The following is a 20,290-nucleotide window of genomic DNA, read 5'->3' as shown; positions in this document are numbered from 1 at the left end:
TGTTGGGGAGAGGCGGTCGGCTTTGCTTGCTCGTCGCCTCCCCGCTCACAATTTCACCGCTTAGAAATAGCCGTTGCGCTTACGGTCTTCCATGCCCGCCTCCGAGATATTATCGTCGAGGCGGGTGGCACCCCGTTCACTTACTTTGGCTAGTAGCAAGTCCTGAATGATGTCCTCCACCGTGGCGGCATCACTTTCTACCGCCGCTGTGCAGGTAGAGTCGCCCACGGTGCGGAAGCGCACCTGCCGGGTCACAATCTCATCGTCCTCATCAAGGCGCAGGTGCTCCGAAAGGCCCAGAAGTTGGCCGGAAGGCAGCACTACGCAGGTGCGCTCGTGGCCGAAGTAGATATCGGGAAGCTGAATATTCTCGCGCTGAATGTAGCGCCACACGTCCAGCTCCGTCCAGTTGGAAATGGGGAACACGCGCACGTTCTCGCCTTTCTGAATACGGCCGTTGTACACGTTCCACAGCTCGGGGCGCTGGCGTTTGGGGTCCCACTGGCCAAACTCGTCCCGCACCGAGAAGATGCGCTCCTTGGCCCGGGCCTTCTCCTCGTCGCGGCGGGCCCCGCCAATGCAAGCGTCAAACTCAAACTCCTCAATTACTTCTAGCAGAGTGTACGTCTGCAAGGGGTTACGGCTCGGAAACTTACCGCTCGGCTCCCGCAGACGCTGCCGCTTAATGGTGTCTTCCACCTTACGCACAATTAGCTTCTCGCCCAAACGGGCCGCCAACTCGTCGCGGTAAGCCAGCACCTCGGGGAAGTTGTGGCCCGTATCTACGTGCACCAGTGGAAAAGGAAACCGACCCGGACGAAACGCCTTTTCTGCCAAGCGCGTCAGTACAATAGAGTCTTTGCCACCTGAGAACAGCAGCGCGGGGCGTTCAAACTGGCCCGCTACTTCCCGCAGGATGTGGATAGCTTCGGCTTCCAGCCGGTCGAGGTAATCAAATTGGGGGGTACTCATATTTAGTTGGGCGTGTAGGTCGGCTACAAAGAGGGCCGACTGGCCGTAGAAGGTTACTAATGGGAAGGGGAGGGTACGGGCTCTACCACGGGGTCGGGGCCATCGTGGTGGGCCGTGGTGTGCAAGCCGCATTCCTTAGCGGACAGGTCCTCCCACCACCACCGGCCAGCGCGGAAGTCCTCGCCGGGACGAATGGCACGGGTGCACGGCGCGCACCCAATGCTCACAAAACCCTGCTGGTGCAGCGGGTTTACGGGAATGCTGTTTGCGCGGGCAAACTCCACCGCTTGCTCCCACGTCCAGTCGAACAGAGGGTGCACCTTCGTGAGCTGGTGCGCTGCATCCCACTCCACCGGGTCCATGGTTTGGCGGTTTTGCGACTGCTCAGCCCGGATACCCGTTACCCAGGCTTGCTGCCCCGCTAGCGCCCGGTTCAAGGGCTCTACTTTGCGGATAAAGCAGCACTCCTTGCGGTTGTCAACGCTTTCGTAGAAGCTGTTGGGCCCTTTGGCAAGCATAAGCTCCTGCACGCTTTCCTGGCGGGGAAAGAATACCTCAATGGGCTTCTGATACTTGATCAGGGTTTTGTTCCAAGTAGAATAGGTCTCCTGGAAGTTACGGCCGGTATCCAGCGTAAACACCCGAATAGGAAGGTCGTTGCTGAAGATCAAATGACTTATGATTTGATCTTCTAAACCAAACGAAGTAGAAAAAACCGCTGTGCCGGGAAAATGCTCTGCTACTAAGCGGAGGCGCTCAAGGGCAGAAGCTTGCGTCAGCGGTAAGCGCAAGGCGTCCAAGTTCGGAACGGCCTGCGCAGTAGAAGCTGCGGACATAAATAGACGTGTTCTAGGAGAAAAACTTGCCGGTCGGGGCAAGGGTCCGGCCGGAAATTGCCTTGGTGTTGAAGCGAGGCGCTATGCGTGACCAGCTGAACTACTACCGGGCAAAACGGCGGCGCGTGTAGGAAAGAAACCTAGTGACCAATAAAGGGGCCTAAGTGTTTCAAGCAGCACGCAAACCAAAAAGGAACTACGCGTGAGGTACTAACAACAGCACTGCATGGCCCGCTCGGTACAGACGGCCATTTCCATCATGCTACAACATCCATGCTGTACAGCAATGCGAGTAGTAGATGCGGCGAGGGTGCAGTTGAAGAAGTTCACGGCTTGTTGTTTTTATATGGTCAGGACTTGGCACCGTTTCAGATACTCTGAGGGTTGCCGGCGTTTCGTAGAGCCTGTCTCTCCACGCCTCTGTATAAAAACAATCCTTTGGTGGTAAAGAATTGGTACCGCAAAAATAGGAACAGAGCTTGAATAGTTCCAAATTTTCTTTTGGCAAGAAGTACTTGTCCAAAAAAGCAAAATCCTGAAAACAGGATTTTGGCATTATCACTTACTTATATGAAAACTATCGTTCGATAATAATTTTCAATATGGTTTGTTATAAGCAAGTATTTAGTTGTATGTCTGGTGATTGAGAAAGACAACTGTCCTAAATAAGGGTTGTTTTCTTACTGTATAAAGCTCAGATTAGCCATTCAGTAACTAAAGCAGCTGCCAACCGATAATAGCTATTGGATTGAATTTTTCAAAGAAAAACGATGCTATGTCAACGCCGGGCTAAGCGAGCTTGAAGGGTGCGTAGCAGTTGCGTGGCTTCGGGGGCCGTGCCGGTAAGCAGGGTGAGTCCTCCATAGACGGCAGTAAGCATCACAGAGCGCACCAGCGTAGTAACCAGCAAAGATGGAAACGTGGGCACCAGCCATGCTGCGGCTGCGGCTAGGGCGGCAATGAGTAGAATAAGTGGAATACGCCAAGTGAAGGGTTGCATGCCATAGCTGTGCCACACAAACCAGGTACGCGCCAAGTTGATACTGACCTGCGCTACTGCCGCCGCCACCGCCGCACCCGAAATGCCCATCCGCGGAATCAAAAGCGTATTCAGTATGATGGTAAGTACGGCTAAGGACGTATTGAAAATCAGGTCGTAGCGGTAGCGCGGAGAGGTAACCACAATCAGCCCGTTGACCCCCGTAATGCCATCAAACAGCCGGCTACCTAGTAGCAGGAGCACAACTATGGTGCCTTCTGCGTAGCGAGCTTTCATGAGCGAATAAATGAAGTCGAGGTTGAGGCCAATGCCCAGCGCCAGAAAGCAACCCAGCAACGTGTTGAGCCGGGTGGTGCGACGGTAGAAGTCAGCCATTCGATCCAAATCTTGCTGCTTCCAATAATCGGCTAGCAGGGGAAAAGCAATCTTGTTGAGGGAGCGGGCCGGAATGGCCAGCGCCGTGCTAATGTTGAATGCTACTTGGTAAATACCTGCGGCCGCTAGGTTTACCTGGGCGCCGACCATGAGCGTATCAATATACATGATGATGGCTCCGGATAGGCTGCTCAGCAACGTAAACCCCCCAACGCTCAGGAGTTCTCGCAGGGGGCGTACGGCCAGCACAGCCCGTGTGGGCCGCATATGTAGTTCGCCAATAGCAGCAACGTAGCCCGCCAAGAGCAGAGCAATTCCGCTGTTTACCCCCACAAACCACAGTACGTATCCATGAAACGAGAGGTATCCTTGGGCGTATAGTAGTGCCCCCCCGACTATCAGTAGCCGCAAGAGAATATCTTGCACGAAGGAAGAAAAAGCCGTGTGATATAAGGCCTTGAGGTAAGCATCCTGGATAGAGTACAGCAGCGTGAACAAGGCCAGCACCGCTCCCCAAGCGTAGTAAGGGGCTAGTGCGTTGGCATCCTTAGCGTACCAGTGCAGCATCAGTGGCTCGCCGGCAAAGTAAAGAGCCGTTACCACCAAAAAACCTAGCAGCGGAATGCCAAGCAGCAGCGGTAAAAATCCGTGGTGGCCGGCCTCCCGGTTGCGGAAGTACGGAAAGAAGCGAATGCCCACGCTGGCGAAACCAAAGGCGGCTACCTGAGCATAGATGGTAGCAATGGAAGCTAGCGTGCCCGTGAGGCCAAGCTGCTGTGGCTCCAAGAATTTGGGCAGCACTAGAGCCGTGTTTATAAAGCCCAGCGCCAGCCCGATGTAGGAAATAATAGTGTTACGTAGCCCTTGCCGCTGAACAATACCCAATCTGGAAAAATGAAAAGTGAGAAGTAGCGCAGGCTGAAGCGGGATAGTTACTTCTCCGCCTCCAGGTGCAAAACAATATCTTGGCCGTGAAGAAAGGCCGGATTACGGCTGCAAAGGTACTGCATAAGGGTATGGAACTCTTGCGGGCCGTTGTGGGTGTTGGCGGGGTCAAAGTTTTCATTGTGCCACAGTACCGTGCACACGCCCCCAAACCGCTCAATCTCCTGGAGCATGGGCGTCAGAGCCGGCGCTATTTCCTCGGGGGCTAGCTGAAGGTAGCGTGGGTGATGAAGGGTTGCATCCATCACGTTGAGCGGAATCTCTAGGAATAGGAAGGCGTTCCTTTGCTGAAAATCGAATGGATGAAAGGGCAGGCAGTAGCTGTTGCGAAACCCGAAATGCTCGGCAAACCCGAGGGTAGAGTCATACGTGTATAACAACTCATCGAGCAGGCCAGGGGTGATACGTGGCTCCCAACTCAAGTAGTGAAACCTGATGCCATCGGCCTTCACGCCGTTTCTAAGACGTTGCAGCCGGTGGCCTTCCTCTTTTAGCTGTCCACCCTGTGTGTTTGTACCCACACTGGCATGCAGGCCAACTTCGGCGCTACTAATGGCCGTTGCCGCGTGGGCCCACACTTTCTGAATGTTGTAGTCGGCATTGGGCGTACCGTTGGCGGCCTTGCGATATTCAGGTAGAAAGAAGAAAGTGCTTTTGGCCCCGTATTCAGCTACCATTTGCTGTACTTGGCTTAGGTTGTCCCAGGTATCATGGGTAGTAAAGTGCTGCCATAGCTGCCGGCCAAAGTGCCGCAGGTTGCCCTGCCGCAGGGCAGCTTTAGCAGGCGCTTTCCAGGCGCTGTACAGGTTGTCAATATCGTGGGTGATACAACACGCCCAGGTAGCCTTGCCAGCCCAACGGCGCAGCCGTAGCGGCTGGCCGATGGCGTGCTCTACGGCAGTCTTCAGCACGTCGAAATAGTAGTTGACAACCGGGATAGTTACGAAATTGTAGCGGTGCTGCACGCTGGCCGAGTAAGGAAAGCGGCCGTGCTGGTCTCGCTCTTCCGAGAAGTACTCTTGCCAGCCGCTGAGCAAATAGAACGCGGCAGAAATAATGTCGGCATGAATAATGGCCTGGCCATTGGGGCGCCACTCAATCAATGGATTGTCCGGCGCGGAATCGAAAAAGAAGGGAATGGTACGGCCTTGCCACTGCCGCCACGTTGGGGCGGGAGGATAGGGATGCTGCTGCTCAAAGAAAGGGCCTGCTGCCTCGGCTACTTCAATCTGAGGCTGGTGACTAGGGTAGCCAATAGAAACTGGCGGCACCGCCTCGTAGGCCTGCCAGAAGTGCTGTAGTACGTAGGTCAACCGTATTTCGGGGGAAACCGGCACGGGAGAGCAAGGAAACGGCGGGGCAGTCATAGCGGCAAAGTAAGTTCTAAAGCACACTTCCGCGTTTATCGCAAGCCTAGTTCGTAGCTGCTGGCGTACTATTCTGATCGGCTAGTATCCCAGCCATTCCTGAAGCAGCCGGACTGCCCGCTCCTGGCTGTGGCCTTCATCGGGAGTACCCAGCGTAGCGTTATAGTAGGCTGCCCGGCGGTACAAATCGGCAGGCTTATGCTGAGAGTACTGCTGCAACTGCTCGGTAAGCTCGGCTAGGGTGTGCGCCCGCCCAATAAGGCCATGTGCCACGTATCCGTAGTAGTCCTCTGCTACACCATGGTCACCGAAGCGGAAGTATATACTGGCTAAGTTGAGTAGGGTGGCCTCCAGATGCGTACTCGTATCCCCCGCAAGTAAGGCATCATGACGCAGCAGAAACGCAAACACATTTTCCTGGCGAGCATCTGAAAAGTCCAGCTGAGGATGCTGAGCGCGCAGGAAGGAGAAGTCGCGCGTGTCGCCGGGGTGGGGGCGTAGGGTAAAGGTGAGGGCTGGGAATGTAGTTAGCACGTGAGCCAACGTTGTGGCTATGGCTTGCATGTTATCCAGCATGTTGATAGCCACGGCCACCCCGCGCACAGTAGGATTCTGGTTTTTGGTAGCCAGAAAAGCATCGGCCTTGGGCATGCCTACCAGTTCAGTTCGGCCTGCAATGGGGCCACACTGCCGGTACTTATCCAGCGCGTCTTGGCCTTCCAGCAGGTTCAAATCAAAACCGAGCGGGGGAAAGTTGGTGCTCACACTGGCATGTTGTACGTAGGCCGTGGGCACTCCACAGGCCCGAGCGGCCAGCAGCAGGGCGCGGGCGTCGTCGTTGTGGTCGTTGGCGAATACAATGGCCCGGGGCTGGTAATGGCGCAATGCCCGGCAGTATACTTCGTAATAGCCAACGGCATTGAAGATCAGGTCGAAAAAGCGCCAGGCTCGGCGTCCTACCAGTTGCCGTAGCCCGGCGTAAGCAGTAGGTAATTGCCCATAATACAGCAATTTGCGCCGCAACGATAACCGGTTTACCTGCTTAGTATAGCGGCCAATCTGTTTGCTTTGCCCAGCCACTAATACGGCATCGGGGCGAGCCTCGCGGAGAAAAGAAAGCGCCTCGTAGTTATTTTGGCTTACTACGTATAGCCAAACCTTACCCCGCAAATCCTCCGAGTTACGAATCGGCCGAAACACATTGCCTATCAGCCGCGCACCGGCATACCCCGCCACCTTGAGAAGCCGCTTCCACGGACTAGCCGGAGAAATGGCTTCCAACATATGGACTGGAAGCGAGGCAAATAGATCAGTAAATCGCAGTTGCAGAATATCCCGCAACCGAGTAGCGGCAGAATTAAGCATGAAAAACAAAAGCCGCAGGTGGCTATAAGGCTTCCCAGGTCAGAGGGGTGCTAGCCTTTAAGTCTTGACGAGCAGGTTTTCCAAGCACTTGGTCGTAATAACGAGGAGGTAAACCATCACCAGGCCGCACAACACGCAGGTTTTCCTTTGTAAAAAGATCCCCTGCTTTAATATCCTGAGCTACATACAGAGAGCGTTTGTAGAGGCGGCTGTTCTGTTCAGCGCGCTGCACTCCATATTGTACTTGTCCTAAAGATTGCCAAGCGCGCTCTGTTTCCGTAACAAGTTGAGCTACCTCCACAGGCTCTAAGGAAAATGCAGAGTCTACTCCACCATCAGCCCGGCGTAATGTCACATGCTTTTCCACAGCGCATGCCCCCAAGGCCACGGCAGCTACCGCTGCTCCTACACCCATTGTATGATCAGAAAGACCTACCAGGCAATCTGGAAACAGTTGCTGAAAGTGAGGTAGCGTACGCAGATTTGTATTTTCCGGCGTTGCGGGGTATGTGCTAGTACACTTTAGTAGTACCAAGTCTTTGCAACCAGCCTCGCGCAGTATTTGCACTGCTTCTGCTATTTCCGAAAGCTGACTAGCTCCAGTACTCATAATAACTGGTTTACCTGTTGCCGCTACCCGCCGTAACAAAGGCCAGTCAGTATTTTCGAAGGAAGCAATTTTGTATGCTGGTACATCGAGCGTCTCTAGAAAATCGACAGCTGTCTCATCGAAAGGCGAACTGAAGGCTAACATGCCATGCGCGCGCGCGCGGTCAAACAAGGGCTTATGCCATTCCCACGGAGTATGGGCCTCTTGGTAAAGATCATGCAACTCTCGCCCGTACCAAAGTGAATGAGGATCTTCAATACGATGCACACCTGGCAATGTCATTGTATCGGCCGTGTAGGTCTGAAGCTTGATGGCATGAGCACCAGCAGCAGCCATTGCGTCCACAATGGCCAGACCACGATTTAAGTCCTGATTATGATTGCCGCTAAGTTCAGCAATAATTAGGGGCGGTTGATTAGGACCAACAAGACGAGAGCCAAGAGAAATCTGCATTTGGCAAAAATACGAAGCAGTAGTCATCACATCGGCATCAAGCAAGACAATCCGGTGCTAAAGCTTATCACAGGTACTACTGATAGCCTAATATGAAAGTTATATCAGAAAACAGCCTATGATAATTCCGGAAATACTTCTGGATTAAAGCAAGCTACTAAAATGCGGTCTACCGGATGCCCATCTACAAGGTAGTGAGCCTTCAATCTGCCTTCTTCCACCCAGCCAGCACGGGTGTAGGCTTTAAAAGAGCTTTGGTTGGTTTCAAACATCCCACCAAACAGCTTTCGGATATTAAACTCTTGAAATGCAATTGCATTGCCTAGCCGGATGGCCTCCACTGCCAGCCCCCGTCCATGAAACCGTCGGTCACCGATGAGTACTACGAGGTCTGCTATTTTGTGGTCGTGGTTAATTGGCCCGAGCTTGATAGTGCCAATGCAGGCTTGAGTTTCTTTGTCTACAATAGCAAAGACATAAGTAGTGCCAGTAGCAATACCCTGCTCAATGTTGCCCAGCAAAGACTCACGAGTGTGAGTCTGGCGTGAATTCGTATAGAAACGCATCAGGCCATCGTCCTGGAACCAACTCAAGAAATCCTCATTCACGTCAGTGGGTCTGAGGCTACGGAGTAACAAATGTTCTGATTCGTATGGGCGGTTAAGTTTGATCAGATCAGAATCTTTCATAAGACAGTGTTAGGAAAGTAAAGGGGAGTAGAAAAAAAACAGTTAATGAGTTGATTGTAATAACCGAAACTCGTACTGCAACTGCTCTGGGGATAAATTGCCGACGTACGGTTGCCGAGACGCGTGCGTAAGCCACTCAAGTCCTTGCTGCAGGGCATCGTGGAGTTCGGAATCAGTTAAGGAAACAAAATTACCGACCGAATAAGCATGATAATTTTGCTGAACATAGTCAGCCAATGAATGCTGATTATCAACATAATATCCCGTTATAGCGGGAACCCCCAATACTAAGGCTTCGATGAGAATAGTGCTAGCGGGACAAATAATGGCATCGTAGTTCGCTAATACCTGCACCATGGCAGCAGCTGAGAGTCCTCTAAACTCTTCTACTTCTGTAGCAGGGTAAGCACCTTGTAGGGCTGTTATTGCTGAGGAAGTTGCAGCAGCCCCACCCATAACAACTCCGAGGCGTCGGATAGAGGGATATGCAGAAAGGAGCATTGCGGCACAACGATCAGTTAACTGTAGGGGGTCGGCGCCACCGAAGCATAGCAGTATGCTATGAATAGGAGCTGTAGCACGTGGTAACTGACTGTGTTGCAGAAATGGTGGACGTAGCAAGGAATATGCGGGTCCTAAGCAAAAGCGGGTTGTTGGGAGCCCATGATACATGTCTGCCGTTATTCCTGGCGAGTGATTTATGACCAAATCTGCTACAAACTGTCCTTGATGCAAGTCGTCTATGCATACCAGCCGACACCCACTGCTCTTGATGCGTTGTTGATAGTCATAGTCAAATGCATAACCGTCTAGGACAACTATATCAGTGGCATTGAGAAATTGGGCGCTTAAATAATCAGCTTCTGTTTGTAGCGCACATTCTGGTAGTTCTACCAGCCGTAGTCCTGCGTCCTGAACTAAGTTTTTAACTACACCCGACGGATTACGAGCTAACACGTAGTCATTTTCCCCTGCCCTTACCATGCTTGCTAGGGCTAGTGATCGGACGATATGACCTAACCCGATGGTGGCATTGCCATCGGCGCGAAATACAAGGCGCATTAATTAGCTCTCCAAAATAGAGTAGAAGACATTACCGCGTGAAATCATATTTCTTTTGCTCGATTTCCGCATTCAGAGCCACTAGTTCGGGGTGTGCTTCCAACAATGCAATCAACGCTTCACCTGACAAGTCATCGGCGTGGTATTGCGCTAGCAAGGTGTGCAGCAAGTCAAAATCTTCGGGTGTATCTAAAGTTACACGCAAGCGGCTAGCGTCGGCCTCCCGGGTAATGTGAGCATAAGCAACGTTGCCCGAGCGGTTTTGATGGATGTAAGGAGTAACATGCTCCCGGTCAGAGTCGCTCGTAGCAAGACGCTGGGCTTCGGCAAGTAGGCCAGCAGAAAATACTTCAAAATCAAACCCCCTAGGAAAAGTGCGAATAATGCCGTTTGATAAATAGAGATGAGGATTAGCGGCTATTTGATACTGTTCTACTCCTTGTCGAACCAGTACTCCATCAATAAGTGGGCAATCAGAAGTAACACGAACAATAGTGTCAAGTCCGAATTCAGTGGCGGCGCCATGATACCGGCTGAGTACATCATCGGAGCTACCCCGAAAACATGGAATACCTAACTGGCGAGCATGCAGTTCAGTAACATCATCTTCTGGTAATGTAGTCGTGGCAATGTATACGGGCAGGCCACTAGCCTGTAGGCGGCGTACATGAAACTCCAGCATAGAAATCCCGCGTGCTGTACGCAATATTTTGCCCGGTAAACGGGTACTGCCCATACGTGCTTGCGACACAATACCGACGCCTGACGGGTTGGGAGGAGAAATCTTCATTTGTTTACGTACTCTTTTATGGACTCTATTACATAGTCTTGTTCAGCATCGGTAAGGCTCGGGTACAACGGAATGCTAAGGCAATGTGCATAATACTCTTCAGCCAGAGGAAAATCTCCAGTTTGCCAGCCAAGACTTTGATAATATGGCATTGTGTGAACCGGAATGTAATGCACTTGGGCAAAGACATGTCGGTCCCGCAGAAAGTCATACAACCCTTTACGATCAGGTACTTTAATAACGTACAGATGATAGGCATGGCCCGCTGCTCCAGCTAGCGGCTGCACGGCTAGTACAGATGCAAAAGCTGCGTCATAACGCGTGGCTAGCATGTGACGACGAGCTAGGCCTTCTTCAGCACGAGTGAGTTGGCTGATACCTAGAGCACATAGCATGTCAGGCATTCGGTAATTGTAGCCTAATTCCTGCATCTCCATGTACCAGCCACCATCATGACGCTCCATTTGAATAGGATCTTTTGTAATGCCATGAGTGCGCAGGCGGAGTAGATGCTCGTAAAGCGCAGGGTTATTGGTTGTAATCATACCGCCTTCACCAGTGGCAATATGTTTCACAGGATGAAAGCTGAAAATAGCCAGATCGGCAAAGGCGCCATTGCCGCAGCGTTGCACCTTTCCAGTAGAATCAGTAAAGAACCCGCCAGGAGCGTGGCACGCATCTTCAATGATCCACAAGCCGAACTCATCGGCTAGCAGACGGGCAGCTTCTAGGTTTATTGCTAGGCCAGCAAAATCTACTGGAATTAACCCTTGAAAATATCCCTTGGGGTGGCTTTCTAACAGGCGTCGTACGGCATGTAAATCCAGTAAACCTGTTCCTAGATCAATATCTGCAAAGTAAACCTCTCCGCCGCAATAGCGCACACAGTTAGCGGAGGCCGAAAAAGTGATGGGCGTGGTAATAACACGCTGCCCTGGTTGAACGCCTAAGGCTAGGGCGCATAGGTGGAGAGCAGCCGTACCATTGCTAACGGCCACTGCATATCTGGCTCCTATATAGGTGGCAAACTTCGCTTCGAACTCTGCTACTTTAGGACCTTGAGTAAGATAGTCAGAATACAAGGTTTCGGTTACGGCTTGTACATCTTCAGATGTGATGTGCTGGCGACCGTAAGGAATAGGCTGACCGGGCTGAAATGACATTGGAAAGGATAAATGAGCCAGTACTAACTGGTGGAAGCGCAGAAACAAGCTTATAAGAGCAGGTTTGGTTAGCTCTTTGAACAAAGATACGTGCCCACCTTTTCCATGTGGTATTTGTGTGGTAGGTACGGTAGGCTGTCCTGTACGAATAGGAAGGTCTGAGTGTGGGAAAATTAATGGCGCAGATACATTCAGGATCCACAGAGTGTTTTCTAGCTTTGTGGAGCTACTTCACTAAGTATTAAGGCGGATTATCACTTTAACATATTGAGTGCTAGAGCAATGCAATTGAAATGTAACTGAGCTACATGAAAAAAATATTTACGCTGATAATACTTCTTGCCACTCAGCATTGCCTGTTTGCGCAGAAGGAAAATAATAACTGGCTATTTGGACGCAATGCTGGTATAAGCTTCGCAGGAGCAACTCCGGTAGCGTTGACAACTAGCGCCATGAGCACGTATGAAGCATGTGCCTCAGTATCGGATGGTGCTGGGAACTTGCTGTTTTATACTAATAGCGTCAATGTGTGGAATCGGAACCACGCGCTTATGCAAAATGGTCAGGTGCTAGGTGGGCATGAATCGGCAAGCCAGGGGGCTGCTATTGTGCAAAGTCCAGCTAATAGTAATCAGTACTACCTGTTTGTGGTGGATGGATGTGACAACTACCTGCAGGGTGGGCTGAAGTATTCACTGATAGATATGACGCAGCAAAGTGGGCTAGGTGCTGTGGTAAATAAAGCTGTGCAAGTAGCCAGTGGCAGCGTGACAGAAAAGCTGACAGTAGTACCGCATGCTAACGGTACGGATAGTTGGATTCTTGTCCACCAGTGGCAGTCCAATCAGTTTCTAGCGTACTTGCTAACGCGCAATGGATTGACCACGACACCAATCATTTCAAGCGTTGGGTCAGTGCACACAGGAGGCGGGGGGAACTATCAAAATGCCAATGCAGTAGGCTATATGAAAGCTTCCCCAGCCGGGAATAAGTTAGCCGTTGGTATTCGAGATGGTAGTTTTGAGTTGTTCGACTTCAATAATTTTACTGGCCGGCTTAGTAATTACGTGCCACTGCGGCAATTTTACCGCAGCTACGGTGTAGAATTTTCGCCCGATGGTACTAAGCTATACGGTACCAATCTGGACGGGAACAGCTTGATGCAATTCAACCTGCAAGCAGGTTCTAGTGCCGCTATTGCGGCCTCAGGCATGATAGTAGGCTATACGTCTGGCTACGCTGGTGCCTTACAGCTAGGGCCAAATGGTAAAATCTACGTTGCTCAATATGAGTCGAACTTTGTGGGTGTCATTAATGAACCGGATAGACTCGGTAGCGCTTGTGACTTTCAGTCCTCAGGGGTTAATCTTGGTAACCGGGTCTGCCAAATTGGACTACCGAACAACCGTAGTTTACCTGTGCGTCCTCTCACGGCTGCATTCACCAGTAACACGGTTTGTTTTGGGACAGCTACACCGTTTGCGGCAACTATTGGAGGAGGAAGTGGCGTGGCCGTAGCTACGTGGAACTTTGGGGATGCCACATCAGGCACTGCCAACACAGCAACAGGCCTTACGCCAACGCATACGTTTTCTGCGCCAGGTACGTACACTGTGACCCTATCCGTAACAGAGCCGGGTATGGCTGCGCCCATCACAGTTAGCAGCACAGTAACGGTGTCGCCAGTGCCAACTGTAAATCTAGGCCCATCGGTGCAGCAAGTGTGCCAGGGGCAACCCGTGACGCTTACGGCGGGTTCGCAGCCAACGGGTACCACTTTCCGGTGGCAGGATGGCTCTACCAACGCAAGCTTTACCGCTACTACATCTGGCCAGTACTACGTAGATGTGACTAATGCCCAAGGTTGCACTACTCGTGGCAGTGCCACCGTACAAGTAGTAGCACCGCCAGTGCTTACCTTGGGCCCAGCCCTGCAACGCCTGTGCCAAGGACAAACCCTAACGCTGTCGGCCGGGGTGCAGCCAGCGGGAGCTACCTACCGCTGGCAAGATGGCTCCACCGGCGCCACGTTTGTTGTGCGTACTTCCGGCACGTACTCCGTGGTCGTGACGCTGCCCCCGGGCTGCACGGCACAAGCCAGCACGCAAGTAGAGGCAGTACCCCTGCCAACCGTAAATCTAGGCCAAGATACCACCTTATGCTTGCAGCAGCCTTTGGTGCTGACGGTAGGCCGCCAGCCGGCTGGTAGCACATACCGCTGGCAAGATGGCTCTACCGCTGCCACCTACTCCGCTACTGTGGGTGGCACGTACTCCGTGGAAGTGACCTCGGCGAATGGGTGCGTAAGCCGCGACGAGCGCGTAGTAATGGCAGCCGAGTGTCCTTTTGAAATCCCCAACATCATCACCCCCAATAAGGACCAGAACAACGAAACCTTCGTGCTGAAAGGCCTGAATCCGAAGGCATGGAGCTTGGTTGTCTACAACCGTTGGGGCCGTCAGGTGTACGAAACCACTAGCTACGACAATGGCTGGAACGCTGATGGTCACCCAGATGGCGTTTATTACTACATGCTCAAAAATGCCACTACCGGACAGCTCTACCGGGGGTGGGTGCAGGTAGCGCGCTAGGCTTCGCTTACGGCCAAAAACTCCAACGGCCCGCCGCTCTACTAGAGCAGCGGGCCGTTGGAGTTGTAGAATATTAGACTAAGCAGTGAAGCTCGGATCTACGTGCAGGCGAATCTCCTCCCGAATCTGCTCGGCCGACAACCATTCCGTGTTATTAGCCGAATCGTAGTAGAAGCCTGGCTCCACACGACGACCGTGGAAATGGCGCACAAACTCGTCTACGTCCCAGCGCGGAGTGAAGGGCAGGATAACGTAGTACTTGTCCAACTCCACGGTGCTGAGCGCATCCGTTTCGGTAATCATTTCTTCGTGCAGCTTCTCACCTGGTCGAATACCTACAATTTCCTGGCGGCATTCGGGACCAATGGCTTTGGCTACTTCCGTAATTTTGTAGCTCGGAATCTTAGGAACGAAGATTTCGCCGCCCCAGCTATGCTCCAAGGCATATAGTACTAGGTCAACGCCTTCTTCCAGGGAGATGTTGAAGCGCGTCATGTCGGGGTGAGTGATGGGTAGCACCCCTGACTCCCGCCGCTGCAGGAAGAAGGGAACTACTGAGCCCCGGGAGCCAATTACGTTGCCGTACCGCACCACCGAGAAACGCAGGTCGCGGGCGCCTTTCATGTTGTTAGCCGCCACAAACAGCTTATCCGAGCATAGCTTGGTAGCACCATACAGATTGATGGGTGCTGCCGCCTTATCAGTGCTTAGGGCTACTACGTCCTGCACCCCGCAATCGAGGGCCGCGTTGATAACGTTTTCGGCCCCAAAGATGTTAGTTTTGATGCATTCCATAGGATTGTACTCGGCGGCGGGCACTTGCTTAAGGGCCGCAGCGTGTACAATGATATCAACGCCCTCGCAGGCGCGCTTCATGCGCTCGGGGTCGCGTACGTCGCCAATGAAATAGCGAATAGCGGGATACTTGGAGTGCGGAAATATCTGCGACATCTCGAACTGCTTCAGTTCATCGCGCGAATACACAACCAAGCGCTTTACCTGCGGAAATTTTTCGAAGACGGTTTGCACGAACTGCTTACCGAACGAACCGGTACCGCCAGTTACCAGAATGGATTTATGATTGAGGTCGAGGGCCATGATGCAGAAACAAAGCCAGCAACTATGCCGGCCGGAGTAAGGGCAGCAAAAGTAGGCATTCCGGCGGGAGCTTCCGTAGCTTTGCCTGTGTTCAGTGGCCAGTTTCCGGTTGTCGGTTGTTCATTCAGGTAATGAAACGCTTTGACAATTGCTTGCTGGCCGCCGACACTATACACTCTGCACTCGATGGAACTAGCAGCCGATTCGCCCATAAAAGTCATTATTTGGGACTTAGATGATACTTTCTGGCGTGGCACGCTCTCGGAAGGGGCCGTGGAGGCACTGGAAGAAAATCTACAGCTAGTGCGCGATACGGCAGCTCGGGGCATCGTGCACACCATTGTAAGTAAAAACGACTTTGCTCCCGCCGAAGCCAAGCTTGTAGAACTGGGCATTCGCGACTTATTCGTGTTTCCCCAAATAAGTTGGCAGCCGAAGGGACCTATTATCAAGCAGCTGCTAGAGCAAATGCAGTTGCGGGCACCCAACGCGCTATTTCTGGATGATAACCCTGCCAACCGAGCCGAGGCGCACTACTACAATCCCACGCTACAAGTAGCCGACCCGGCCGACCTACCTCAGCTTGCTCCTCAACTGCGCGCCAGTGGCAAACCTGATCCGGGCTTTTCGCGCTTGGAGCAGTACAAGCTGCTGGAGCGCCAACAGCAGGCGCGCACCCAGTACGATGATAACTTGGCCTTCCTGCGCGATGCGCAGGTGCATATTGAGTTCCGAGAGGCGGAGGCAGTGTTCCCCGACCTAGCTCGTATCGAGGAGCTAATCAATCGGTCTAATCAGCTCAACTTCACCAAGCAGCGCGTCACGCGGGAAGCCTTGCAGCGCAGTCTGGAGGACCCCACCCGGCGCTGGGGCACCGTGCGCGTGCAGGACCGCTTCGGCGACTACGGTTTGGTAGGGGTGTACTGCGTGCAGACAGCAGAAAATCGGTTGGAGCAGTTTGTGTTTTCTTGCCGTATTCTGCACTTAGGTATCGAGCAGTTTACGTATGCGCATTTGGGCTTTCCTAGCCTTGCGGTGCAGGGTGAGGTAGCCACTGAGCTGAACGCAACGGAAAAGCCTGACTGGATTGCTATTGCCGCTAGGGGAAGTCAGTCTCCTGCCACCATCAGCCCTATTGCCAGCCATTTGCGGGTATTGCTGAAAGGCGGCTGCGACCTTGGGCAGCTCACGCCTTTCCTGCAAGCCTTCGACTTGACGGTGGAAGAAGAGTTCAACTACAACAACGAGCACCAGATACCAGTGCACCTAGAGCACACCGTTTTGCTGCGGGCTGGGCGCGAGTGGCCCGTGGCCGAGCAGCGGCGCTTGGCTGCGGCACTACCTTTTCTGGGCCAAGAAGCCTTCGATACGAAGCTCTGGAATGGGCAGTACGACGTGCTGGTGTATAGCCCGCTGATGGATTACACGCAGGAGATCTACTGCGAAAAAGCCACTGGCCGCGAAGTACCCTTTGGGGGCTACCAAAACCTGCTGGCTCTAGACCCGGCCGCGCAAGCTGCGAAGTATGCCCAGCGCCGGTTTCAGGGTATGGACGAAGCCTTCCTGCTTCGTTTTCAGCGGGAGTTTGAACTAGTGGGCCAGCTACCACCCGCCCGCTTCCTCGAAAATCTGGAATGGCTGCGCGCTCAAGTACCCGCTCAGGTGCCTATTTTCTTCCTCAACGGTACCGAAATAGAGGTACCCAGTTCTGGCGAAGTGGGCGCAGTGCAGCGCCATGCTCTCCTCAACCAAGCCTTACTGGACTTTGTGGCCTCCGCGGCCAATTGCTACGTGGTAGATGTGCGGGAATTCATTCGCACGCCCACCGACGTAACCAATAACCTGCGCCACTACCAGCGCCAGCACTACCGGACTTTGGCCCAGCGCCTGGCAACGGCCATCGGGGAGTGGCGCGGCAGCCACCTAAACCACTCCGCTTGGACCGACTTGAAGGCACGCGCTACTAGTTTGGTGCCTAGCAAGCTGCGCGGGTTGTTCAAGTAAGCTGCCTGGTATCAAGTCCTTAATGACGGGCTGTGTTACGGCTTTATGAGGGCGGCCAATTGCCGTGTTAGGGCGCGACGGGAGTAGGCAGTAGCCCGGCCCGCTGGCAAGTCTAGGTTTGGGTTGCGCTGCCACTGGACCGCTAGTGCTTCTAAGCGAGTCAGCATCATGTCGTAGTTGTCGTAGGGAAGGGCATGGCCGGCACCACACGCTTGCAGCAGCGTGTCGGCGTCGGAGCCGGTGGGGCCTACGCACAGAATGGGCTTGTTGGCAGCTAAGTACTCAAATACTTTCCCTGGCAGAATGCCGAGGTTGTTAGCTACGTCGGGAATGGCCATGAGTAGTACGGTAGCGCGGAGCAGGTACCCCACTGATTCGTCGTGAGGGACGAAGGGCACAAACTCGGTTTGCTGGGCTAGCCCGGCTGCCTGCACTTGGCGCTGCACTCCCTCCGACACTTTACCCACGAAGCGCAGGCGCAGCGGCACCGCGGGGTGGCGACGTAGGCATTCGGCGCAGGCGCGTAGCAACTGCTCAATGTGGTAGGTTTCCGAGATAGTGCCCGTGTGGGTGATGAGCAAGGCATTGTGCGGAGGCTGGCTGGGCAGCCGGAAGTCATCTTCGTCGTAGCCGTTTGGCAGCACGTGGATAGCTTCAGCCCCAATCTGCGCCGATTTGTGCTGGAATAGGCGCTTAGTGTTCGGGCTCGTCACCAAGATGGCGTCGGCCTGTTCCAGTACGTGCCGCTCGTAGCGCGCATCCAGCCAGCGAGCCACGGGCGTATGGTTTAGCTCCTTATAATAGTAAATATCCGTCCACGGGTCGCGCATGTCGGCTAGCCACCGTAGGCCATAGCGGCGCTTCAATTCCAGCCCAATCAGTTGGGTAGAGTGGGGGGGCGAGCTAGTTAGTACGGCGTCGAACTGTTCCCCAGCTTCTAGCAGCTGGGCTACTGCCCGCAGCGCATAGCGGTTCCAGCCCCGGCGTGCATCTGGTATAAACAGGTTGCCCCGCACAAATTTGAAAAGACGACCAACCAGGCTGGTCTTGCTTTCACCCACAAAGCCTCCGTAAGGCACCTGCTTGCCCGTTAGTTTTTTATAGCTGTCGAAGGGCTCAAAGGTACTCGTGCGTATTACGCGGACGCCGGCCGGCACGTCGGCCGCCAGCGACTCATCTAATACGGGATAAGCTCCCTGGTGAGGATCAACGGTAATGACGGTGGGCTCTACCCCAACCTGAGGTAGGTGCTTGACAAACTTAAGGCTGCGCTGCACTCCGGCCCCGCCCGATGGCGGCCAGTAATACGTAATGACAAGCAGGCGAAGCGGACGAACGGCAGACACAGGTAGCAGAGGAAGAGAACAGACAAGGCGCGAAGGTAAGCAGATGCGGCCTTTCGAGGTTTTCTGGTTACTTTTGAAGGCTGAACTAGCCGCTCTTGCCGCAGTGCCACCGGTCGTATGTCTGAACCACATTGGGCGGGCTGCCGATAGGCTTTCTTTATGACGCTCTTCCAGAGTCGCACATCATTCCATTACTAATCAGCACATCTACCGATGTTCGATAACCTTAGTACCAAACTCGACCGCGCTTTTAAGACCCTTAAAGGCCAAGGCAGTATCACCGAAATCAACGTTGCCGCCACTGTAAAGGAAATTCGTCGGGCTCTTGTGGATGCCGACGTAAACTATAAAGTAGCCAAGGAGGTAACTGACAAAATCAAGGACGAGGCCATGGGCCGCGACGTGCTCATTAGCGTATCGCCGGGCCAGCTGATGACCAAGATTGTGTATGACGAACTCACCGAACTGATGGGCGGTGAGAAGCAGGATATCGTCATCAAAGGCGAGCCGGCGGTAGTACTGCTGTCGGGTTTGCAGGGTTCGGGTAAGACTACTTTTGCCGGCAAGCTGGCGGCCCACATGAAAAAGCAGGGCCGCAACGTGCTACTAGTGGCGTGCGACGTGTACCGCCCCGCCGCTATTGACCAGTTGAAAGTGCTGGGCGAGCAAATTGACGTGGAAGTGTACTCGGAGCCGGAAAACAAGAATCCGGTGCAGATTTCGCAGAGCGCCATTGAGTACGCCCGCAAAAACAACAAGAAGGTAGTCATCATTGACACCGCTGGCCGTTTGGCTGTAGATGAGCAGATGATGGCCGAAATTGAGCAGGTGAAGCGGGCCATTAACCCCGCCGAAACCCTGTTCGTGGTGGACTCCATGACGGGTCAGGACGCCGTAAATACGGCAAAGACCTTCAACGACCGTCTGAACTTTGATGGTGTGGTGCTAACCAAGCTCGACGGTGACTCGCGCGGTGGGGCGGCACTCAGCATCCGGGCTGTGGTAGAGAAGCCCATCAAGTTCATCTCGACGGGCGAGAAAATGGAGGCCCTCGACCTGTTCTACCCCGACCGTATGGCCCAGCGTATTCTGGGCATGGGCGACGTAATTTCGTTGGTAGAGCGCGCCCAGCAGCAGTTCGACGAGGAAGAGGCCAAGCGCATCAACCAGAAGATTCGCAAAAACCAGTTCAACTTCGATGACTTCCTGTCCCAGTTAGATCAGATCAAGAAGATGGGCAATCTGAAGGATCTGGTGGGTATGATTCCCGGCATGGGCAAGGCCCTCAAAGACGTTGAAATTGACGATGACGCTTTCAAACCCATTGAGGCCATCATCAAGAGTATGACTCCCAAGGAGCGGGCTCAGCCAGAACTGCTCAACGGCTCGCGCCGTCGTCGTCTAGCTAAGGGCTCCGGTACCGATATTCAGCAGGTAAACAATCTGATGAAGCAGTTTGAGGACATGCGCAAAGTGATGCGTACCATGAATAAAATGAGCCAGACGAAAGGCGGCATGCAGCAAATGGCTCGTATGATGGGTATGAAAGGCCCTCTGCGTTAATCTGAGCAGCATTTCAAAGTTTGTACCTTACTAACAAGGGCTGGATTCGACAGATCGAAAC

General features: G+C 53.3%; 15 protein-coding genes and 1 riboswitch. Of the genes, 3 read left to right on the top strand and 12 right to left on the bottom strand.

The window, feature by feature from the left end:
• Positions 1–60: 60 nt before the first annotated feature.
• The 10 genes from cysD to pseC form a co-directional block, all read right to left on the bottom strand.
• Positions 61–972, bottom strand: a complete 912-nt coding sequence (cysD, locus tag CHB83_RS02960) for a sulfate adenylyltransferase subunit CysD (protein WP_089331600.1) — start codon at positions 970–972, stop codon at positions 61–63.
• Between the two features lie 56 nt (positions 973–1,028).
• Positions 1,029–1,808 (bottom strand): phosphoadenylyl-sulfate reductase, encoded by a 780-nt coding sequence (locus tag CHB83_RS02955; protein WP_045688183.1) that lies wholly within the window; start codon positions 1,806–1,808, stop codon positions 1,029–1,031.
• A gap of 339 nt (positions 1,809–2,147) precedes the next feature.
• Positions 2,148–2,239: riboswitch (SAM riboswitch) on the bottom strand.
• 347 nt (positions 2,240–2,586) lie between these two features.
• Positions 2,587–4,068, bottom strand: a complete 1,482-nt coding sequence (locus CHB83_RS02950) for a lipopolysaccharide biosynthesis protein (RefSeq protein WP_089331599.1) — start codon at positions 4,066–4,068, stop codon at positions 2,587–2,589.
• Between the two features lie 47 nt (positions 4,069–4,115).
• Positions 4,116–5,495, bottom strand: coding sequence for a DUF7033 domain-containing protein (locus CHB83_RS02945; RefSeq protein WP_089331598.1), 1,380 nt, complete (start codon positions 5,493–5,495; stop codon positions 4,116–4,118).
• A gap of 81 nt (positions 5,496–5,576) precedes the next feature.
• Positions 5,577–6,860 (bottom strand): hypothetical protein, encoded by a 1,284-nt coding sequence (locus CHB83_RS02940; protein ID WP_245855262.1) that lies wholly within the window; start codon positions 6,858–6,860, stop codon positions 5,577–5,579.
• A gap of 22 nt (positions 6,861–6,882) precedes the next feature.
• Positions 6,883–7,923, bottom strand: coding sequence for a pseudaminic acid synthase (gene pseI, locus CHB83_RS02935; protein WP_089331597.1), 1,041 nt, complete (start codon positions 7,921–7,923; stop codon positions 6,883–6,885).
• A gap of 116 nt (positions 7,924–8,039) precedes the next feature.
• Positions 8,040–8,612, bottom strand: a complete 573-nt coding sequence (locus CHB83_RS02930; RefSeq protein WP_045688181.1) for a GNAT family N-acetyltransferase — start codon at positions 8,610–8,612, stop codon at positions 8,040–8,042.
• Between the two features lie 42 nt (positions 8,613–8,654).
• Positions 8,655–9,674, bottom strand: coding sequence for a UDP-2,4-diacetamido-2,4,6-trideoxy-beta-L-altropyranose hydrolase (gene pseG, locus CHB83_RS02925; RefSeq protein WP_089331596.1), 1,020 nt, complete (start codon positions 9,672–9,674; stop codon positions 8,655–8,657).
• A 31-nt stretch (positions 9,675–9,705) separates the two neighbouring features.
• Complete coding sequence (locus tag CHB83_RS02920; protein WP_245855277.1) at positions 9,706–10,410, bottom strand: glycosyltransferase family protein; 705 nt, start codon at positions 10,408–10,410, stop codon at positions 9,706–9,708.
• A 50-nt stretch (positions 10,411–10,460) separates the two neighbouring features.
• Positions 10,461–11,627 (bottom strand): UDP-4-amino-4,6-dideoxy-N-acetyl-beta-L-altrosamine transaminase, encoded by a 1,167-nt coding sequence (gene pseC / locus CHB83_RS02915; RefSeq protein WP_089331594.1) that lies wholly within the window; start codon positions 11,625–11,627, stop codon positions 10,461–10,463.
• A gap of 308 nt (positions 11,628–11,935) precedes the next feature.
• On the opposite strand from pseC, the gene CHB83_RS02910 reads away from it, so the two are divergent.
• Entirely contained in the window at positions 11,936–14,218 is a 2,283-nt protein-coding gene (locus tag CHB83_RS02910; RefSeq protein WP_089331593.1) for a T9SS type B sorting domain-containing protein, read from the top strand.
• Between the two features lie 78 nt (positions 14,219–14,296).
• Here CHB83_RS02910 and pseB read toward each other — a convergent pair whose 3' ends face one another.
• Complete coding sequence (gene pseB, locus CHB83_RS02905) at positions 14,297–15,316, bottom strand: UDP-N-acetylglucosamine 4,6-dehydratase (inverting) (RefSeq protein WP_045688176.1); 1,020 nt, start codon at positions 15,314–15,316, stop codon at positions 14,297–14,299.
• Positions 15,317–15,502: 186 nt separating this feature from the next.
• Between pseB and CHB83_RS02900 the strand changes: the two genes are divergently transcribed.
• Positions 15,503–17,320: a hypothetical protein gene (locus tag CHB83_RS02900; protein ID WP_089331592.1), complete on the top strand. Its 1,818-nt coding sequence runs from the start codon at positions 15,503–15,505 to the stop codon at positions 17,318–17,320.
• 35 nt (positions 17,321–17,355) lie between these two features.
• On the opposite strand, the gene CHB83_RS02895 is transcribed toward CHB83_RS02900, so the two are convergent.
• Positions 17,356–18,666, bottom strand: coding sequence for a glycosyltransferase family 4 protein (locus CHB83_RS02895; protein ID WP_245855261.1), 1,311 nt, complete (start codon positions 18,664–18,666; stop codon positions 17,356–17,358).
• A gap of 213 nt (positions 18,667–18,879) precedes the next feature.
• Here CHB83_RS02895 and ffh point away from each other — a divergent pair, with 213 nt between their 5' ends.
• Entirely contained in the window at positions 18,880–20,229 is a 1,350-nt protein-coding gene (gene ffh, locus CHB83_RS02890; RefSeq protein ID WP_045688175.1) for a signal recognition particle protein, read from the top strand.
• The last annotated feature ends 61 nt before the right edge of the window (positions 20,230–20,290 follow it).

The organism is Hymenobacter mucosus, assembly GCF_900188255.1.
Lineage (GTDB): Bacteria > Bacteroidota > Bacteroidia > Cytophagales > Hymenobacteraceae > Hymenobacter > Hymenobacter mucosus.
Note: the sequence above shows the minus strand (reverse complement) of the source record. Positions and strands in the feature narration are given on the sequence as shown.

Excerpts from the sequence above, each read along its gene's own strand:
- cysD (WP_089331600.1), bottom strand. The coding sequence starts at position 972 with ATGAGTACCCCCCAATTTGATTACCTCGACCGGCTGGAAGCCGAAGCT.
- CHB83_RS02955 (WP_045688183.1), bottom strand. The coding sequence starts at position 1,808 with ATGTCCGCAGCTTCTACTGCGCAGGCCGTTCCGAACTTGGACGCCTTG.
- CHB83_RS02945 (WP_089331598.1), bottom strand. The coding sequence starts at position 5,495 with ATGACTGCCCCGCCGTTTCCTTGCTCTCCCGTGCCGGTTTCCCCCGAA.
- CHB83_RS02940 (WP_245855262.1), bottom strand. The coding sequence starts at position 6,860 with ATGCTTAATTCTGCCGCTACTCGGTTGCGGGATATTCTGCAACTGCGA.
- pseI (WP_089331597.1), bottom strand. The coding sequence starts at position 7,923 with ATGCAGATTTCTCTTGGCTCTCGTCTTGTTGGTCCTAATCAACCGCCC.
- CHB83_RS02930 (WP_045688181.1), bottom strand. The coding sequence starts at position 8,612 with ATGAAAGATTCTGATCTGATCAAACTTAACCGCCCATACGAATCAGAA.
- pseG (WP_089331596.1), bottom strand. The coding sequence starts at position 9,674 with ATGCGCCTTGTATTTCGCGCCGATGGCAATGCCACCATCGGGTTAGGT.
- CHB83_RS02920 (WP_245855277.1), bottom strand. The coding sequence starts at position 10,410 with ATGGGCAGTACCCGTTTACCGGGCAAAATATTGCGTACAGCACGCGGG.
- pseC (WP_089331594.1), bottom strand. The coding sequence starts at position 11,627 with ATGTCATTTCAGCCCGGTCAGCCTATTCCTTACGGTCGCCAGCACATC.
- CHB83_RS02910 (WP_089331593.1), top strand. The coding sequence starts at position 11,936 with ATGAAAAAAATATTTACGCTGATAATACTTCTTGCCACTCAGCATTGC.
- pseB (WP_045688176.1), bottom strand. The coding sequence starts at position 15,316 with ATGGCCCTCGACCTCAATCATAAATCCATTCTGGTAACTGGCGGTACC.
- CHB83_RS02900 (WP_089331592.1), top strand. The coding sequence starts at position 15,503 with ATGGAACTAGCAGCCGATTCGCCCATAAAAGTCATTATTTGGGACTTA.
- ffh (WP_045688175.1), top strand. The coding sequence starts at position 18,880 with ATGTTCGATAACCTTAGTACCAAACTCGACCGCGCTTTTAAGACCCTT.